Annotated in this window: 21 protein-coding genes and 1 tRNA gene; 8 read left to right on the top strand and 14 right to left on the bottom strand. The window is 51.0% G+C overall.

Going from position 1 to position 15,785, the window contains the following annotated elements:
• Positions 1 to 8 precede the first annotated feature (8 nt).
• The 4 genes from B0B12_RS11185 to B0B12_RS11170 all read right to left on the bottom strand — a co-directional run bounded on the left by B0B12_RS11185 (position 9) and on the right by B0B12_RS11170 (position 3,539).
• Complete coding sequence (locus B0B12_RS11185; RefSeq protein ID WP_076668903.1) at positions 9 to 641, bottom strand: TetR/AcrR family transcriptional regulator; 633 nt, start codon at positions 639 to 641, stop codon at positions 9 to 11.
• Positions 642 to 912: 271 nt separating this feature from the next.
• Positions 913 to 1,656 carry a LytR/AlgR family response regulator transcription factor gene (locus B0B12_RS11180; RefSeq protein ID WP_076668901.1) on the bottom strand — a complete coding sequence of 248 codons (744 nt, stop codon included), beginning with the start codon at positions 1,654 to 1,656 and terminating at the stop codon, positions 913 to 915.
• Entirely contained in the window at positions 1,631 to 2,689 is a 1,059-nt protein-coding gene (locus B0B12_RS11175) for a sensor histidine kinase (RefSeq protein ID WP_076668899.1), read from the bottom strand. The genes B0B12_RS11180 and B0B12_RS11175 overlap by 26 nt, the downstream gene beginning before the upstream one ends.
• Before the next feature lies 1 nt (position 2,690).
• The gene (locus B0B12_RS11170) at positions 2,691 to 3,539 is read right to left on the bottom strand and encodes a LiaF transmembrane domain-containing protein (protein ID WP_076668897.1); all 849 of its coding nucleotides are present in this window, start codon (positions 3,537 to 3,539) and stop codon (positions 2,691 to 2,693) included.
• 210 nt (positions 3,540 to 3,749) lie between these two features.
• On the opposite strand from B0B12_RS11170, the gene pheS reads away from it, so the two are divergent.
• The 5 genes from pheS (at position 3,750) to B0B12_RS20325 (ending at position 6,840) form a co-directional block, all read left to right on the top strand.
• Positions 3,750 to 4,778, top strand: coding sequence for a phenylalanine--tRNA ligase subunit alpha (gene pheS / locus B0B12_RS11165; RefSeq protein WP_076668895.1), 1,029 nt, complete (start codon positions 3,750 to 3,752; stop codon positions 4,776 to 4,778).
• 210 nt (positions 4,779 to 4,988) lie between these two features.
• Entirely contained in the window at positions 4,989 to 5,846 is an 858-nt protein-coding gene (locus B0B12_RS11160; protein WP_076668893.1) for a 3-hydroxyacyl-CoA dehydrogenase NAD-binding domain-containing protein, read from the top strand.
• A gap of 16 nt (positions 5,847 to 5,862) precedes the next feature.
• Positions 5,863 to 6,258, top strand: a complete 396-nt coding sequence (locus B0B12_RS11155) for a Rieske (2Fe-2S) protein (RefSeq protein ID WP_244554685.1) — start codon at positions 5,863 to 5,865, stop codon at positions 6,256 to 6,258.
• Between the two features lie 137 nt (positions 6,259 to 6,395).
• Positions 6,396 to 6,469, top strand: a tRNA-Asn gene (locus tag B0B12_RS11150).
• 200 nt (positions 6,470 to 6,669) lie between these two features.
• The gene (locus B0B12_RS20325; protein WP_170871850.1) at positions 6,670 to 6,840 is read left to right on the top strand and encodes a hypothetical protein; all 171 of its coding nucleotides are present in this window, start codon (positions 6,670 to 6,672) and stop codon (positions 6,838 to 6,840) included.
• Between the two features lie 65 nt (positions 6,841 to 6,905).
• On the opposite strand, the gene B0B12_RS11145 is transcribed toward B0B12_RS20325, so the two are convergent.
• The 6 genes from B0B12_RS11145 to B0B12_RS11120 all read right to left on the bottom strand — a co-directional run bounded on the left by B0B12_RS11145 (position 6,906) and on the right by B0B12_RS11120 (position 11,722).
• Positions 6,906 to 7,520: a sterol desaturase family protein gene (locus B0B12_RS11145; protein ID WP_076668891.1), complete on the bottom strand. Its 615-nt coding sequence runs from the start codon at positions 7,518 to 7,520 to the stop codon at positions 6,906 to 6,908.
• Positions 7,521 to 7,627: 107 nt separating this feature from the next.
• Entirely contained in the window at positions 7,628 to 8,143 is a 516-nt protein-coding gene (locus B0B12_RS11140; protein WP_139337794.1) for a shikimate kinase, read from the bottom strand.
• Between the two features lie 303 nt (positions 8,144 to 8,446).
• On the bottom strand, positions 8,447 to 8,932 hold the full coding sequence (locus B0B12_RS11135; RefSeq protein ID WP_076668889.1) for a hypothetical protein: 486 nt from the start codon (positions 8,930 to 8,932) through the stop codon (positions 8,447 to 8,449).
• 16 nt (positions 8,933 to 8,948) lie between these two features.
• Complete coding sequence (locus B0B12_RS11130; protein ID WP_076668886.1) at positions 8,949 to 10,040, bottom strand: BT_3928 family protein; 1,092 nt, start codon at positions 10,038 to 10,040, stop codon at positions 8,949 to 8,951.
• Between the two features lie 129 nt (positions 10,041 to 10,169).
• Positions 10,170 to 10,976, bottom strand: coding sequence for an alpha/beta hydrolase family protein (locus B0B12_RS11125; protein ID WP_076668884.1), 807 nt, complete (start codon positions 10,974 to 10,976; stop codon positions 10,170 to 10,172).
• 191 nt (positions 10,977 to 11,167) lie between these two features.
• A complete protein-coding gene (locus tag B0B12_RS11120; RefSeq protein ID WP_076668882.1) occupies positions 11,168 to 11,722 on the bottom strand; it encodes a DUF1599 domain-containing protein in 555 nt (184 codons plus the stop codon).
• A gap of 42 nt (positions 11,723 to 11,764) precedes the next feature.
• Here B0B12_RS11120 and folP point away from each other — a divergent pair, with 42 nt between their 5' ends.
• The 3 genes from folP (at position 11,765) to B0B12_RS11105 (ending at position 14,098) form a co-directional block, all read left to right on the top strand.
• The gene (folP, locus tag B0B12_RS11115) at positions 11,765 to 12,622 is read left to right on the top strand and encodes a dihydropteroate synthase (RefSeq protein ID WP_076668880.1); all 858 of its coding nucleotides are present in this window, start codon (positions 11,765 to 11,767) and stop codon (positions 12,620 to 12,622) included.
• On the top strand, positions 12,619 to 13,467 hold the full coding sequence (gene cdaA / locus B0B12_RS11110; protein ID WP_076668878.1) for a diadenylate cyclase CdaA: 849 nt from the start codon (positions 12,619 to 12,621) through the stop codon (positions 13,465 to 13,467). Before folP ends, cdaA begins: the two co-directional genes overlap by 4 nt.
• 289 nt (positions 13,468 to 13,756) lie before the next feature.
• Positions 13,757 to 14,098 (top strand): hypothetical protein, encoded by a 342-nt coding sequence (locus B0B12_RS11105; RefSeq protein WP_076668875.1) that lies wholly within the window; start codon positions 13,757 to 13,759, stop codon positions 14,096 to 14,098.
• 68 nt (positions 14,099 to 14,166) lie between these two features.
• Here B0B12_RS11105 and B0B12_RS11100 read toward each other — a convergent pair whose 3' ends face one another.
• The 4 genes from B0B12_RS11100 to B0B12_RS11085 all read right to left on the bottom strand — a co-directional run bounded on the left by B0B12_RS11100 (position 14,167) and on the right by B0B12_RS11085 (position 15,746).
• On the bottom strand, positions 14,167 to 14,886 hold the full coding sequence (locus tag B0B12_RS11100) for a TlpA family protein disulfide reductase (RefSeq protein ID WP_076668873.1): 720 nt from the start codon (positions 14,884 to 14,886) through the stop codon (positions 14,167 to 14,169).
• A 14-nt stretch (positions 14,887 to 14,900) separates the two neighbouring features.
• Positions 14,901 to 15,119, bottom strand: coding sequence for a PLDc N-terminal domain-containing protein (locus B0B12_RS11095; RefSeq protein ID WP_076668871.1), 219 nt, complete (start codon positions 15,117 to 15,119; stop codon positions 14,901 to 14,903).
• Positions 15,120 to 15,140: 21 nt separating this feature from the next.
• Entirely contained in the window at positions 15,141 to 15,431 is a 291-nt protein-coding gene (locus tag B0B12_RS11090; protein ID WP_076668870.1) for a hypothetical protein, read from the bottom strand.
• A 117-nt stretch (positions 15,432 to 15,548) separates the two neighbouring features.
• Positions 15,549 to 15,746, bottom strand: coding sequence for a hypothetical protein (locus B0B12_RS11085; RefSeq protein ID WP_076668868.1), 198 nt, complete (start codon positions 15,744 to 15,746; stop codon positions 15,549 to 15,551).
• Positions 15,747 to 15,785: the final 39 nt, after the last annotated feature.

Genomic DNA, 15,785 nt, shown 5'->3' with positions numbered 1-15,785 from the left:
CTATTCGGTTATTCTTCTTCAGTGATTTGCTTGTAGTCGTTGATCATCTTATGTCCTTTGAGCGTGGCGATGCCGAGCATAAAGTGCTCCAGACTGGCCGTTTGCACGTGCAGCAGCTCAAATTTGAAGCGTGGGAAGATCGTTTCGTCGAAGGGCACTTCGATCTGGGCCAGACGCAGGCGGGCGATCACCTCCACATCCAGGTCTTTGCGGAACAAACCCTCCGCCATACCCCGCTCCAGGTTGTCCTTGATGCGGTTCAGAAAGTGATGGTTCTTGTACTCCTGCCACTTGTTCCAGGCATCGCCGTGGTATTTCTGCAGATCGTAAAAGATGCCCGGGTGAATGCTGGCAAAGACCTCCCGGGTGGTTTTCATGACTGCGAAAAGCTCTTCGATGGCATTGGGCGCCTTATGCCTGCATTGCTCGCAATCTGTGTCCACCGAGGTCAGGTATGAGTTGATGGCCCAAAGCACGATCTCATCTTTGTTGCTAAACCATTTGTAAATGGTCTTTTTCGACATGGAGAGGTGCTGGGCAAGATCGTCAACCGAGGTGCCTTTAATGCCTCGCCGACAGAAAAGCCTGAATGCCTCTGCTGCGATCTTATCTTTTACCGATGGCTGTATGGATGTTTCCATTTTTATAATTCCGCGGCAAAACTACGGAAACGTTTTAGATCACCAAAGTTTCCGCAAAGGAATAACAGAATTATTCCGCCAATGTTTTGCATGACAGTGTAAGTTAGGTGCCACCCAAGGCGAGACAAATTTGTCAGGTTTTCGGGGAGGGAAAAAATTATTTAGACGAACAGGGCAAAAGCTGATTCAGACGCTGATATTCTGACTCTGAAAAGCAAAAACACTATTCATAATCAGATGAATGCAACGCTGTTGCCATCAGTTATACTATCTAAATGCCAAGCACAGTACGCAGGCGGGTATAGCCGCTTTTGCTTAAAGGTATGCGCTGCCCATTGCGCAGCAGGGCCATGTGGCTGTCTTTCTCGAAGGGTTCGATGCGGGTGAGCTGCGAGAGGGCTATGATGTAGGAGCGGTGCACCCGCACGAATTGCGACGGATCGAGCGCCTTTTCATAGTAGCCCATCGTCTTCTTTTTCAGGAACACGCCGTCACGGGTATGGATCTTCACATAGTCGTCGTAGGCCTCTAGGTATAGCACATCAGCCACAGGGATGATGCGGATGTTGTTGCCAGCCCGCACCACAATGCGGTGCTGCTCTTCCGGTTGCTTGCCAGTGGCCTCTTCCAGGGCGGTGGTAACAGGTAGAGCCTCCGCCGTTTTCTGGTTTTGGAGCCACTTGCGTATGGCTGCATCGAAGCGCTCCCGGCTAAACGGCTTGAGCAGGTAGTCGACGGCATTGGTTTCGAAAGCTTTGATGGCGTACTCGTCGAAGGCGGTGGTGAAGATGACACCAGGCGCCTGCTCCACGAGCTCCAGCATCTCGAAGCCATTGATCTTGGGCATCTGGATGTCGAGGAAGATCAGATCGGGCTGGTGCTGCATAATGGCCTTGACACCTTCAAAACCATCGCCGCACTCCTGCATTACCTGCAGCTCGGGGTAAGCCTGCAGGTACTCGGCCACTATGCTGCGGGCCAGCGGTTCGTCATCTATTATCAGGCATTTTTTCATAGTGTTGGGGTATTTTGATGGTAGTTGTGAACTGGTGGTCCTGCTGCGTGGTGTTCAGCAAGTCCTGGCGGGCATAGAGCAGGTATAGCCTGCGCCGGATGGAGTCGAGCCCAAAGCCGGTGCCTTTGCGGGGCTGGCTCGTGGCGGGGTCGTAGGGGTTTTGGGTCGTGATGGTCAGGTAGCCGTCTGTTATCGTCGCTTTTACTTTGATGGCCGTCTCCCCCACCGTATCGTAGAGCCCGAACTTGATGGCATTTTCCACCACTGGTTGAAGCAACAATACGGGTAACTTCATCTCCTGGCTCTCTTCGGTGGCCTCTACCTCTACCTGCAGGCGGTGCCCGAAGCGCACTTTCTCGATGTCCAGGTATAGCTGCAACTGCTTGAGTTCTTCCGCCAAAGGCACCAGCTGGCTGTTGTCCTTGCGCAGGGTGCCGCGCAGAAAATCGGACAGCTGCTGCACCATGGTACGGGCCTGCTCCGGCCGACTCACCGCCAGGGCGCTGATGGAGTTGAGGCTGTTGAACAGAAAGTGCGGCTGCAATTGCTGGCGCAGGTTATAGAGCTCGGCCTCGCGGGCCAGTTTCTCTGTGGCGGCCTTGCGCTTTTCGGCCTCCTGCAACTCACGGGTATAGAACCAGAGCCAGGTCAGGAGTAGCATCAGGAGCAGCATCAGCCAGTTAAACGCTACCCTGATCGCCAGTGTGCTGTCCACAAATCGAAGGTATAGCGCGTTGCTTTCGAACAAGGTATGGGTGCTCCAGTAGAAGACGGTGGCGCTTATACCTGCCAGCCCCAGGCTCCAGCCCAGCAGGAAACCCGCCTGTCGCAAGCTGGGCTGGTAGTAGCGCAGCCCCGTGCCCATGGCAAAGCCGCCAATGGCCAGCAGCAGGTTGGTAAGCAACGCATCCGTCACCATGATGTGCCTCTCAAAGCCTGTAGGCCAGAGCACCAGCACCTGCACCACCGACCAGAGCAAAGCCCAGCCCAGGTATAGCAGCCCCAGGCGCACCTGCGATGCCACCCCCTCCATATTAGTAGCTCTTAATGCTTAGTCCGCCAAACAGCGTGGTGCCTTTCAGGATGAGCACTTTATTCGGGTCGTAGCCCTGTGGCATGGCCGGTCGCTTGTCGTCAATGCCGCCCAGTATGGCCACCATCTCGTCGGACTTCACCTGCCAGTGCGGGGGTACGATCAATGTGGTGCCTCCGAATATCTGAGTAGCCTCCAGTACAATGGGGTGCTGAATGTCGGCCTGCATCAGGTTGAGCTCCGTGCCGCCGAACACACTCACCACTTCGCCTCCTTTGAAGTTTTTAGAGACGATGTTTTTTTTTATCCCGCCTAGCACTGCCACACTGTCGAGCTGGTCTTCGGGTCCGCCAGCCGTGTAGCCCTGCGTGCCATCGTAGCCATTGGCTGTGTAAGCTTCGTCGCCGGTATAGTCGGTATAGCCACCGGGGTAAGCGCCATTCACCGGATCGGTGTAATAGCCGGGTGTGTCCTCTGGTCTCGGGTTAGGATTGGCATTGATCTGTGCTTCCCAAGGGTTGCGCTTTTTAGGCTTCATGATCAGCCAAAGACCCAGACCAATGATCAGGATCGGCCAGAAATACATCTTCAGGTTAAAGTCCAGGAAGAAGTGCTTGTCGAGCAGGAAAACGCCACCGATCACGATCAGCACCAGCCAGCTCGGTTTCTGGAACGAGTGCTTGAAACCCAAGTAAACACCCAGTGCGATCAGGAACATCGGCCAGGAGAACACCCAGCCCGGCAGAAAGAAAATGCCCATTTTGGCAGTGAGCAAGAGAACGCCCACCATCAGGAGAAATACGCCAGCCATTTTGCCGGAACCGCCTCTATTGTAATCTTGATTTTTCATGGTTTTATTTCGTTTAGTTTTAAGATCTGTTCCAAAGGTATAAGAAGCTAAAGCCCACTTCAATGGCTAATAGGCTACTCTGGTACAGAAGTCGGTGAACGGCCGGTTGGCGTCGGTAAACCAAGTTAGCATTTGTTTACCGATTGGCAAGGTATAGCAAAGCGCCTTATTTTGGCGTTCGCATTTCTCAAATTATTATCTTTGCATACTATGGTTGAGAATATACAGAGAGTAGCACAAGAGATAGAGGCCGCGCAGCTGACAGGCGCTGCCGAGTTGGAGCAGTTTCGCATCGCGTACATCGGTCGCAAAGGTGCCATCGCCGCCCTTTTCGATGACCTGAAATCAGTGGCGCCGGAGCAGCGCCGCCAGGTGGGCCAGGAGCTGAATCAGCTCAAGAACCGCGCTCAGGCCCGCTTCGATGAGGCACAGGAGCAGCTGGCCAACACTTCGGCAGGAGCTGAAGCCGAAAACGCTTTTGACTTTACGCTACCTCCTATACCTAATACGTTGGGCACCCGCCACCCACTTTCGCTGGTGCGCGCCGAGATCGTGCGCATTTTCGAGCGTATCGGCTTCAACGTGGCCGACGGCCCGGAGATCGAGGACGACTGGCACAACTTTACGGCCCTGAACTTCCCGGAGAACCACCCTGCCCGCGAAATGCAGGACACTTTCTTCCTGAGCGAAGATCGCGATAAATTGCTCCGTACCCATACCTCCAACGTGCAGGTGCGCCTGATGGAGAACAACCAGCCGCCGCTGCGCAGCATCATGCCGGGCCGCGTATACCGCAACGAGGCCATCTCGGCGCGCGCGCACATGGTGTTCCAGCAGGTAGAGGGCCTGTACGTAAACAAGGGCGTGAGCTTCAAAGACCTCAAGGAAACGCTTTATTATTTTGCCAAGGAGATGTTCGGGCAGGACACCAAAATCCGTTTCCGCCCGTCGTTCTTCCCGTTCACGGAGCCAAGCGCCGAGATTGACATTTCGTGTCTTATCTGCAAAGGCGAAGGCTGTAACATCTGCAAGCAGTCGGGCTGGGTAGAGATTGGCGGCGCCGGTATGGTAGACCCGAACGTGCTCGACAACTGCAACATCGACTCCACGGTATACTCGGGCTTCGCTTTCGGTATGGGCATCGAGCGTATCACCATGCTCCGCTACCAGATAAAAGACTTGCGCCTGTTCACCGAAAATGACGTGCGCTTCCTGCGACAGTTTAAAGGAGTAATTTAGCGATTGAGTGGTTGAGTGAATGAGTGATTTTTTATTTTTTGATTAAAGGTGTCAGTGATTAGCTTGATGATTGGTCCGATTATTCTAAAAGGCTGGCACGAATTATAAATCGATCACTACCCGAATTATTAAATCAAGATTCACCAACTTATACCTAATCACTCAATCACTAATTCGCTCAATCACTAACTCACTAAATCACTCAATCAAATGAACTTCGAGGCGATCAAGACCATAGGTATAGTAGGTGCCGGCACGATGGGCCAGGGTATAGCGCAGATCTGTGCGCAGGCTGGGTATACCACCATCCTGTTCGACATTAATGCGCAGGTACTGCAGAAAGCCGAAGCCACCACCATCAAGAACCTCGACAAAGGGATTGAGCGCGGCAAGCTGACCGAGGCCGAAAAACAGGCGACTTTGGCGAACTTAACCTATACCGGCGATACGCTGCAGCTCAATGCAGACGTTATCATAGAAGCTGTGGTAGAGCGCCTGGAGGTGAAGCAGAGCATCTTCAAGGACCTGGACGCGGTGAACTCGCCGGACACCATCTTCGCTTCAAATACCTCCTCTATACCGATTACCCGCATTGCGGCAGGTATACCGCACCCGGAGCGGGTGGTGGGCATGCACTTTTTCAATCCGGCCCATATTATGAAGCTGGTAGAGGTGATCTCGGGAGCGGCCACGTCGCCGGAAGTAGCCGAGACGATCCGTCAGCTGGCCCTGAAGCTGGACAAGAAGCCGGTAATGGCCAAAGACGCGCCAGGCTTTATCGTAAACCGGGTGGCACGTCACTTTTATGTAGAGGGACTGAAGTTGCTGGAAGAAGGCGTGGCCGATGCCAAGGGCATTGACCGGCTCATGCAGGCAAGCGGCTTTAAGATGGGGCCTTTCGAACTGATGGACCTGATCGGCGTAGATACCAATTTCTCAGTTACCTCCTCCATGTTTGAGGCCTTCCATTATGACCCGAAATTCAGACCGAGCCGCATACAGCAGCAGAAAGTGGACGCCGGCCACCACGGCCGCAAGTCTGGCAAAGGTTTTTACGACTACCAGTAGGCTCCTCTGCCTCCTTGTGCTGTTTGTCCTTGTCTCTTGTGGCAGCGACAGTCAGGGGCCAGGCATACCCAACGTGCCGGTAAGCGAGCAGATCAACGTGAACAGCCAGCTGTACCCGCGCCTGCGTCAGGACGGCGGCTACGCCTACCTGGAGAATGGCTACAAAGGCATCATTGTGGTGCGCCAAAACGCCAACCTATACCTGGCTTTTGAGCGGGCCTGCCCCTACGACCCAACTGCTGACCTGCCTTGTGGCCGTGTGGAAGTAGACCAGTCCAACCTCTTCATCAACGACAAATGCTGCGGCTCGCAGTTCAACTTTCAGGGCGGCGTAATGACGGGTCCGGCCGTTTATGGGCTAAGGCAATACCGAACCGCCCTGAGCGGCTCCCTGCTCTCTATTTTTAATTAAATTTTTCAGATTGATTCACAATTATTTACAGCCGTCTTGAAATATTTTTCAGACCTGCACTTGCGTTATAAGCTAAAGCACCGTAATATTGCATCATCATTCGACGGTAGAGGCCGTCACTGAACATAAAAATACATTCCTCCTTAGCTCAGTTGGTTAGAGCACCTGACTGTTAATCAGGGGGTCCCTGGTTCGAGCCCAGGAGGGGGAGCAAAAGCCACTCAATTGAGTGGCTTTTTTGTTTTAGGCTCATCCGTTAGACTCCCCTCCTACACACCAGCCCCTTTTAAGCCAACCTTTTCCCCGAAAAGCAAGTATCTCAATATATATGACAATTTCGTCATATTAAGCACGGCCTCACGTTCTATAAGCGGGTATGGTGCCGCGCGATAACTTTAACCAACGAAGACCATGAAAAATATAAGAGCATACTTATCCGTGTTATTTGTGCTGATGGCGGTGACGCTGAGCAGCTGCGAGATAATCGGAGACATCTTCAAGGCGGGTATGTGGACCGCCCTCATCATCATCGTCCTGATCGTGGCCCTGGTGGGCTGGCTGTTCAGCAGATTCAGACGATAAACGCAGTACCTAACAAAAGAAAAGGGAGCCAATCGGCTCCCTTTTTGATTTTCTATACCTGGAAATTACTTGGTGTTGGTGCGCTTCGGCATAGTGCCCAGTATATAGTCCCAGAGCGGCGAGGATACCCCATAGGCCACGTTAGGGTCTTTGTAATGGTGAATGCTGTGGTGAATCCAGAGTTGCTTCAGGAAGTTCTTGGGCGGCGCGTAAGCATGCACCGCATAGTGCACAAACAGGTATAGCGCATAGCCAAACAGCAGGCCGGCCACTACCCCGAACACAAACTGACCAAAGATCAACTTAAACACAAAGAAGAAGAACGAAGCGATGAAGAGGCTCACGATCGGCGGCATGGCCAGGCGCTCCTTGTCTTTCGGGTACTCGTGGTGGTTGCCGTGGAAGGTATATTGGATGCGTTCTTTCATCGGCGTGTCGGTATCCATGTGGAACACGAAACGGTGGGCGCAGTACTCGATCAGCGAGAAGATCAGCCAGCCTAGCAGGAAGAAGCTGATCGCCTCCAGCACATTGATGAAGCTGTAGGTGATGCCATAGTAGATCAGCCCGACGGCGATGACAATAAAGATGGTGATAGGTAGTGCGATGTGCGTACGCGTCAGTCTCTCCAGCACAGGGTTCTGGAATATCTGCGCTTGTCCTTTGTGATTGGGTTTCATAGTCAGATTTTGCTAAAAACGGATTTCTACCGCAAAATTAGTTAAATATTAGGTATACCGTATGTATTTATCCGCTGCAATACACAAGCGGTAACGCGGGGTTTCTGTTATGGTTTAACTAACGATTCTAACCGTTCAATGTTATACCTTTTTCCCGTTAGCGTATACCTGGCCCGCTGATAATAGACGATACGTTCAGCTAATGTTTTGACTATGAAATCCTTTAGCTCGGCTTCACTTTTCTGCGCCAGCAGGGGTCGCTGGCTTAAATCCGTTAAAAGCAGTCGTTGCGTGATTGTTTCAGCCGGCACATCCAGAAAAATGCTTGTGCCATGCTGGTTGATAAAATTCATGTTGTCGAAGAAGCAGGGCGTGCCTCCACCTGTGGCAATGACGGCTTGCTCGTAGTCTTGTACCACTGCCTCCAGCGCCTGCCGTTCTTTCAGCCGGAAACCCTCCTGCCCTACTGCCTCAAAAAGCTGCGCAATGCTCTTGCCTTCCCGCTTCTCCAGGTAGACGTCGAGGTCCACGAAGGTATAGCCGAGCCGACTGGCCAGCTCACGCCCCAGCGTGGTCTTGCCCGCCCCCATCATACCGATCAGGAAAATGCGCTGTGCTTTCAAAGGAGTGTTCCGCTCTACTATTGTATTTTAAGCTACCCAGAATGGAGTAGTATTTATAATTTCCCAACGGCCATTTAACTTCTCAATCTCTAAAAATCCTCCCTTGCCACAGTTTCCCAAGCAATAGAATTCGTAGTATAACAAGCCTTTAGTCATTTGATCATTCCAGATGATTTCAGAAAGACTCACCTGCCCTATTGTATTTAGCTTTTTGTGGCGCTCTAAATCGAGGATAGATTCTACTTCACCTAAAGAGGCTACTTTAAAAGAACATGCCCGAAAATCTGATGCTTTGTATTCTTGTTACGGTTCTCCTAATGCGACAAATGCTGCAGGATTATCTAGATTATACCTTGCAAGAAGATCTCTGATCCCATCATTACCTTCTAATTCATCTAGTGGCTTTTGCCAGAGCAATTCGGAGAACTCGTTAAATAAAACCTGATGCGTGCCCTTAGTGCTGATGAAAATCGTCTTCAGGCTAGCAGTATCTTTCAAAAGATCATGCTTTAAAGCATTCACACCAGCTTTCAATTTATTTTCAGCCAGGTGAGAGTCAGTTTTTACTTCATTTGAATACTCAATAGTTAGCAACTCTCCAGCCTTCCCAAGAAACATCATGTAGAAATGGTCTTCCACCAATTCAGTTAACACATCGTTGTAAGCCTGTAGGAGCGGATCAGCTACAATAATATTGCAAACAAGCTCTTCTGAAATTTTATCTTGAGGCTTTTTACTGCAGGAGATAATTAAGAAAGAGAGCACAACAAGATGTAGCCATCTGTTCATGGTTGAGTGTTTATGCTTACAGTAAACCCACCAGTTCCGACACTTCGGGGGTGTCGTTGTGGTGCCACATGCCTTTTACTGTGCCGTTCTGCAGCAGCATGGTGCCGGGGTTGGAGCGCATCATGGTCTTGAGCACCGTGCCATCGCCGAAATAGTAAGGGGCCGCCAATCCCACCTCGTGGCGGAAAGCCTCGAACTCCTGACGACCGGAAGAAGTAATGACCACTGCCGCTATACCTTGCTGTTCGGCTGCCTGCACCAGTTTGTTGATTTTGTCGATGTTACTGCGGTTGGCCTTGTCCACGCTGTGCACGATCACGAGCAGTTTGTTGCCCGCCAGGATCTCTTGCGTAAAGTCCCCTTCATCGTTCCACACGTTAAAGTCAGTGATCTTCGGACCGTCCTCTGGGTTCACGGCCACCATCTCCTTGAAGGTATAGCCCTCTTCCATCGGGTATTCTTCAAACTCCTGTTCCTGCCCGTCTTTCACCATCACATACTTGTAGCGCAGCGGGGCCGAGGGCTTCATCAGCGTCGGGATGTTGTTACCAATTTTATAAGCCCGGAAGTCGACGTAGGGCAGGTGCTCGTAGGCGTACCAGCCGATGCCTACCGATATAAGAGCGGTAAGTGCCGTAACGATCGCACCCACCTTAGCCTGCACCAGCGGCTGCAAATGCCTGCAGAAAATGAGCAGCCAAATGATCATCACCAACAGTACAATGTCTTTGGTAAACGACTCCCATGGGGTAAGTTTGATGGCATCGCCGAAGCAGCCGCAGTCAGTCACTTTGTTGAAATAGGCCGAGTAGAAGGTCAGAAACGTGAAGAACACGATCATGGCCAGCAGCAGCCACAGCACCTCTTTCAGTTTCCAGCGGATAAGCAGCGCCACGCCCAGCACAATCTCCGCCGCACTCAGGAAAATGGACAGAAACAGGGCTGCCGGCACCAGTGACAGAAACAGTGGCGAAATGTCGTGAGCGAATACCTCAAAGTACTCCTCCAGTTTGATGGCCGTGCCCACCGGGTCGTTGATCTTGATCATCCCCGAGAAGATGAACAGCACTCCTACAAAGAGCCAGAAAAATTTCGTGATGTAGCGCATAATTTACCTCCCCCCTGCCCCCTCCTAAAAACAGGAGGGGGAGAGAAATATGTTTGATGGTTTAGTTAATAATATTGACTTAGCTAAGGCACGGGTTTATGCTTTAGGTCTGTCACCATTTAATGATTTCTATTTATGAGTGAACCTGATTAGTTCGTCTATATACTTATCACCGAAGCTATTTTGAGTCATCTGAATAAAACCCTCGGTATGATTTCCGCTGTGCGTTAAAGTTTCTCTATTATTCCGTTGCCGGGCAATCTTTGCGCTGTCTTCTACTGTGGTGAATTTATCTTTCTCTCCTGCCACCAGAAGCATGTCGCACTTTATTTTTTTCAGCTTTGAGGTATAAGTATCGGCACCCGGAGGCAAAACAACATCCCTGTCTTTCAACTCCTTTATCTTTGAAACATAGGCACCAGGCTCGTAGACGTATCCTTCTCCGATTAGAAAGTCAACCTTCTCGTGCTGCAAGGCGAGCGTTGCTACAATTGTGCCCATCGAAAATGCCAACACTCCTATTTTATCACTTTTAACGTTCCTTTTTGTCCAACCTAGTACTGCTTCCAGGTCGGTGGCAAACTCATTGTAGTAGAGGTTAAGTGGGTTGATTGCAAAATCAGAGCTTTTTCCGAATCCCCTATAGTCATAAGCTACTACAGTGAAGCCATTATCTGTGAGAGCCTTGATATGGTAGAGCCAAAAGGACATGTTACCGCTGTCAGCATAAGTCAACACCAAAGTGGTTTTCTTGTCTTTGCCTGCAGTTGGCTTAATTATCCATGTGTTGATTGAGTAACCATCTACAGTTTTAACCCTCTGTTGCTCATAACTCATTCCTAAGCTGTCTGGCGTGGCTATGTATTCTCTGACCGGTTTTATGGCATAGCAGTCGAAGGACAACAGGAAGGCAAGAACCAATAGTATATTTTTCATTCTATGCTTTTCAGTAAAGTCTCTCCTGTTTAAACTACACCTTCTGTTAAAGGACTTTTGTCGTTTCGAACACGCCCGAGACGCAAGTCGAAGGGGCGAGCATAGCTCAGAGAAATCTGAAACTAACTTGGAAATCAAACCTCCAGATCTCCCCTATCGTCGAGATGACATAATTGCGTCTTGCTTATACCTTACTTCGCCGGCTCCGCAAAGCCCTGCTTGATCAGCGCGAACACGGCGTAGTTGATCATGTCGCGGTAGTTGGCTTCCACGCCTTCCGAGATCAGGGTCTGGCCTTCGTTGTCTTCGATCTGCTTGGTGCGGTAGAGCTTCATCAGGATAATGTCGGTGATGGAGCTTACGCGCATGTCGCGCCAGGCCTCGCCGTAGTCGTGGTTCTTGGCGTTGAGCAGCTTGATGTTCTCTTCGATCTGGGCGGTATACATGCGCTCCACCTCCTCTGCCGACAGCGTCAATTCGTCGCTCTCCTGCAAACCCAGCTGCATCAGGGCAATCACGCAGTAGTTGATGATGCCTACAAACTCGTCGCGCACGTCGTCCTCCACCATTTGCCTGCCCTTCTCCTGAATGGAGCGGATGCGCTGGGCCTTGATGAAGATCTGGTCGGTGATGGACGGCAGACGCAGCACGCGCCAGGCGGTGCCGTAGTCTTTGGTCTTCTTGACGAAGGTATCTTTGCAGCGGTTTACTACCTGATTATATTCCTGGAGTGTTTGACTAATCAACTTTTTAGCTTTAATTTTAAACGATTGACAGATACGCCAACATTGGAATCGAAAGATAAGTTTTTTCGAAAGAAAAGCACACTTAACTGCCGCGGAAAAATCCTTTCGCTGGACACGCCGCTCGTGATGGGCATCCTCAACGTCACGCCTGACTCCTTCTTTGCAGACAGCCGCCTCCGCTCCCTCGACGAAGTGCTGCATCGCACCGAAGCCATGCTGCGCGACGGCGCCGACATCCTCGACCTGGGTGGCTATTCCTCCCGACCAGGTGCTGCGGAGGTTACAGCAGCCGAAGAGCTGGACCGGGTTATACCTGCCGTGGAGGCCATCATGCAACGTTTTCCGGAAGCCATTATCTCTGTGGATACCTTCCGGGCCAAAGTAGCTGAAGCAAGTATACAGGCGGGCGCTTCGATCATCAACGACATTTCGGGCGGCACCCTCGACGAGGCCATGTTCGAGACGGTGGCGCGCCTGCAGGTGCCCTACATCCTGATGCACATGCGCGGCACGCCGCAAACCATGAACAGCCTCACAGACTATGACGACCTGGTGCTGGAGGTGATCGACGAACTGCAGGCCAAGGTGGCACAGCTCAAAGGTATGGGCGTGAACGACATCATCCTGGACCCGGGCTTCGGTTTTGCCAAGACTGTAGATCAAAACTTTGAGTTAATGCGCCGCCTGGAGGAACTTCGAATACTGGAGCTGCCGTTACTAGTGGGGGTATCCCGCAAGTCCATGACCTACAAGTACCTCGGCATCGACCAATCAGAGGCACTGGCCGGCACAATAGCACTCAACACCATCGCGTTAGGGAAAGGCGCCGACATTTTGCGGGTGCACGACGTAAAAGAAACTAAACAGACTATCCAACTATTCACGAAAGTAACGCATTGATTCCTTTATTTACACTGGGTTTTTTGGAGATTGAGCTGCTGGATGTGCTCGACATTCTGCTCGTGACGGTATTGCTCTACCAGCTCTACAAACTCCTGACCGGTAGTGTGGCGCTCAAAATTTTCCTAGGGCTCCTTTCTGTATACCTGCTATACCTGGTGGTAAGGGCGGCTGGCATGGAGTTGCTCAGTATTATCCTCGGCCAATTTATGGGTGTGGGTGTGCTGGCGGCCATCATCGTGTTCCAGCCCGAGATCCGACGCTTCCTGCTCCTTATCGGCAAAACCACCGCCTTCAACAACGACCGCCTGTTCCGTGGCTTCCCGTGGCGCCGCGAGCAGGTGGAGAAACTTAGCCTCACACCTTTTATTGAAGCCGCCAAATCGTTGGCTGCCAAAAACACGGGTGCCCTGATCGTGTTTGCCAAAAGCTCAGAATTGAAGTACTATGCCGAGTCCGGTGACCTGATCGATGCCGTGATCTCGAAGCGCCTGCTGATGTCGATCTTTAACAAAACGAGTCCGCTGCACGACGGTGCCGTGATCATATCGGGCAATCGCATTAAGGCAGCCCGCTGTATTTTGCCGGTAACGGAAAATAATGAGATCCCTGCTTCCATGGGCCTCCGTCACCGCGCCGCCATTGGCCTGAGCGAAGTGACCGACAGCGTGGTGCTGGTGGTTTCGGAAGAGACGGGCCAGATCGCACTCGTGCGCAATGCCGAGGTATACCGCAACCTTTCCTCCGCCGACCTTCGCGTGAAGCTCAACCAGTTCCTGTTCGACACAGATCAGAGACCAGCCGCTGCCCCGGCCCCCACCGAGAAATCGGTGAGCGCCGTGTAAGGTATAGCCAGCAATGAAAGCAAAGCCCGCCTCCCGGGGTTAGCTTTTCTATTTACCGCTTCCTATAACTGGCTGCTATACCTTGCGCCAAATACATTGATTGGGGCCTCGCACCACAAAGTGTAGAAATCATTCCCCAGCTTCCGACGCACTTCCACAGTTCGGGCAAAACCCTTAAAATTCACAAACAGCTTATTAACAGTTACTTAACCCATTTTGTAAGTTATGGCACGATTCTGCCAATAGGGCTTTGCAAATCAAATGTTAATCGAACTTAAATAAGCATAACATGAAAAAAGCAACTTTTTTAGCAGCCGTCATCGCCCTTTTAGGATTTACATCAATCGATGCGAACGCACAAGCCACACAGGCTGCTGAGCAAGCCCAGACACAAACACAAAACGATAATAAAGAAAAAGTTACCAAAGATCAGCTTCCAGCCCCAGTGAAGGCTGTGCTGGACCACGAAGCTTACAAAGAGTGGACAGTAGGCGATATCTACAAAGTGAAGCCAGCTGAAGGTGACGCCAACGCAAAAGTGGTGTACGAAATCAGCCTGACCAACAAAGAAGGCCAGACTGGCACCATCACACTGGACGAGCAAGGCCAGAATGCCGCTAAAGAAGAATAGCCATAGCGCATTAAAGACAATACTTAGAACTAAACTATGGAAAGGGCCTCCGCTAAGCGGAGGCTTTTTTATTTTGCGGACATAGAGGTAGTATGATTTAGCAGTTGCTCCGCCTGCTCTTTTAATTTAGCATAGTTCAGTTCGTTTGCCTGCTCCTGCGTAGTCGTTACCCCTTCCCCTTTTTCGTTTATATAGGTCATCGCCACGGCTGCACCCTGCGAAAAGCCAATGATCCTTCTTTCTGGGTCTATCAAGTAATTTGTAGGGTACCCCAAAATGTGCCTGAAGCCTGAAATAGCCACAGTAAGCTCATCCTCTTCTTTTTTCACGGACGGCACGAGCATCACCGGGCTGCTGAACTTCTTTGCCAGTTTCATAAGCTTCTCATCTTTGGTGTCATGAAAGAGCACGATGAAAGCTACTTTGTCTGCATACTCTTTAGCCACTTTGTTCAGTGCGGGTATCTCGCTTACACAAGGGGCACACCATGTGGCGGAGGTAATGAGCAGCAAAGGCTTGTTGAGATTACTGAGTTTTACCTCCTTCCCATCCAGTGTTCTGAAGGTATGATCTTCAATGTAAGAGCCGATGATGCTATGCTGCACCGAGTCGCGGTAAGCTAAGGCAAGCGACTCGTTTTTTGCCTCCCAGGCTTTCTGCTCCTCCACTCTATACTGCCTGATTGCAGGCTCTGTGTCCGTCAGCATTCTCCTGTCTGTTGTTTTCGCTTGCCCATACCCCGTCAGGGTCAGCAGTAGCAGAGCGGCTGTACTCAGTATTGTTTTCATCAATTTTCGGTTCGTTATAGAGAGGTTCTTCTTTTCCAGAAAACCCAGTAAGCCAGCAGCCCAAAAACAGGTACCACCCACAGCACCACCATCCAAAGCAGGCGCTCGGTCAGGTTATAATTGGTCTTAAAGATGAGGTGCAGCAGCGAGAGCACGACCAGGAGGTAATAGGCCACCACCAGAAACACAATGGTGCCGAAGAAGGGGTCTGTCTGAAGATAACAGAATAGCATAAAGAGATGGAAAATATGATGTTATCCAAACAAAATCTGACTGACAAACCAGGCCAGGTAGGCCAGGGCCGGGGCGCAGAGCAGCAGCACCATACCCAGGTTCACCCGTACCCACTGCGGATTGAGCATCATGCTCAGGTATGCTTCTGCGGAAAGCAGGATGGAAAAGTAAAATGTGATCTGCAGCAGCGTGCCCGTCAGGTTCACCTCTCCCCGCATATCAGCCGTGGCATAGGCCAGAAACGAGATCACCAGCCAGGCCAGCACGGTGCCGAGCAAGAGTTGTCCAGCCTTTATCTTGACGTTGTTCATAGGTATAGCGGGTAAATGAAAACGGATAGCACAAGATACAGAAAATCCTGCTGCCTGCCTAGACTTAGCTAATTGAGCCTAGCAGGCACATAAGCCGGGTATAGCATCGACTCTGCACTACCTGTGTTCTACTTTCTTTATTTTAAAAAGCAGGAAGGTTAGCGGCGGCGTGATGAAGAACATAATCTTCCAGAGTAGCTTCTCATTTTTGCTCACCGTGGTTTGGCTTACAGCATAGAATCCCCAAATCATTAAGGTTAGGCTTACAAAAAACCAGACGAATGCTGCAATCATTTTAAGGCTGTATTCCTCCATAGCTCAGGTTCGGTTTATTTAGATTTCAGGCTGTGCAGA

Origin of the sequence: Pontibacter indicus (assembly GCF_900156345.1) — a bacterium.
Classification (GTDB): domain Bacteria; phylum Bacteroidota; class Bacteroidia; order Cytophagales; family Hymenobacteraceae; genus Pontibacter; species Pontibacter indicus.
The sequence above is the reverse complement of the archived record's forward strand: the minus strand, read 5'-3'. Positions and strand labels throughout refer to the sequence as shown.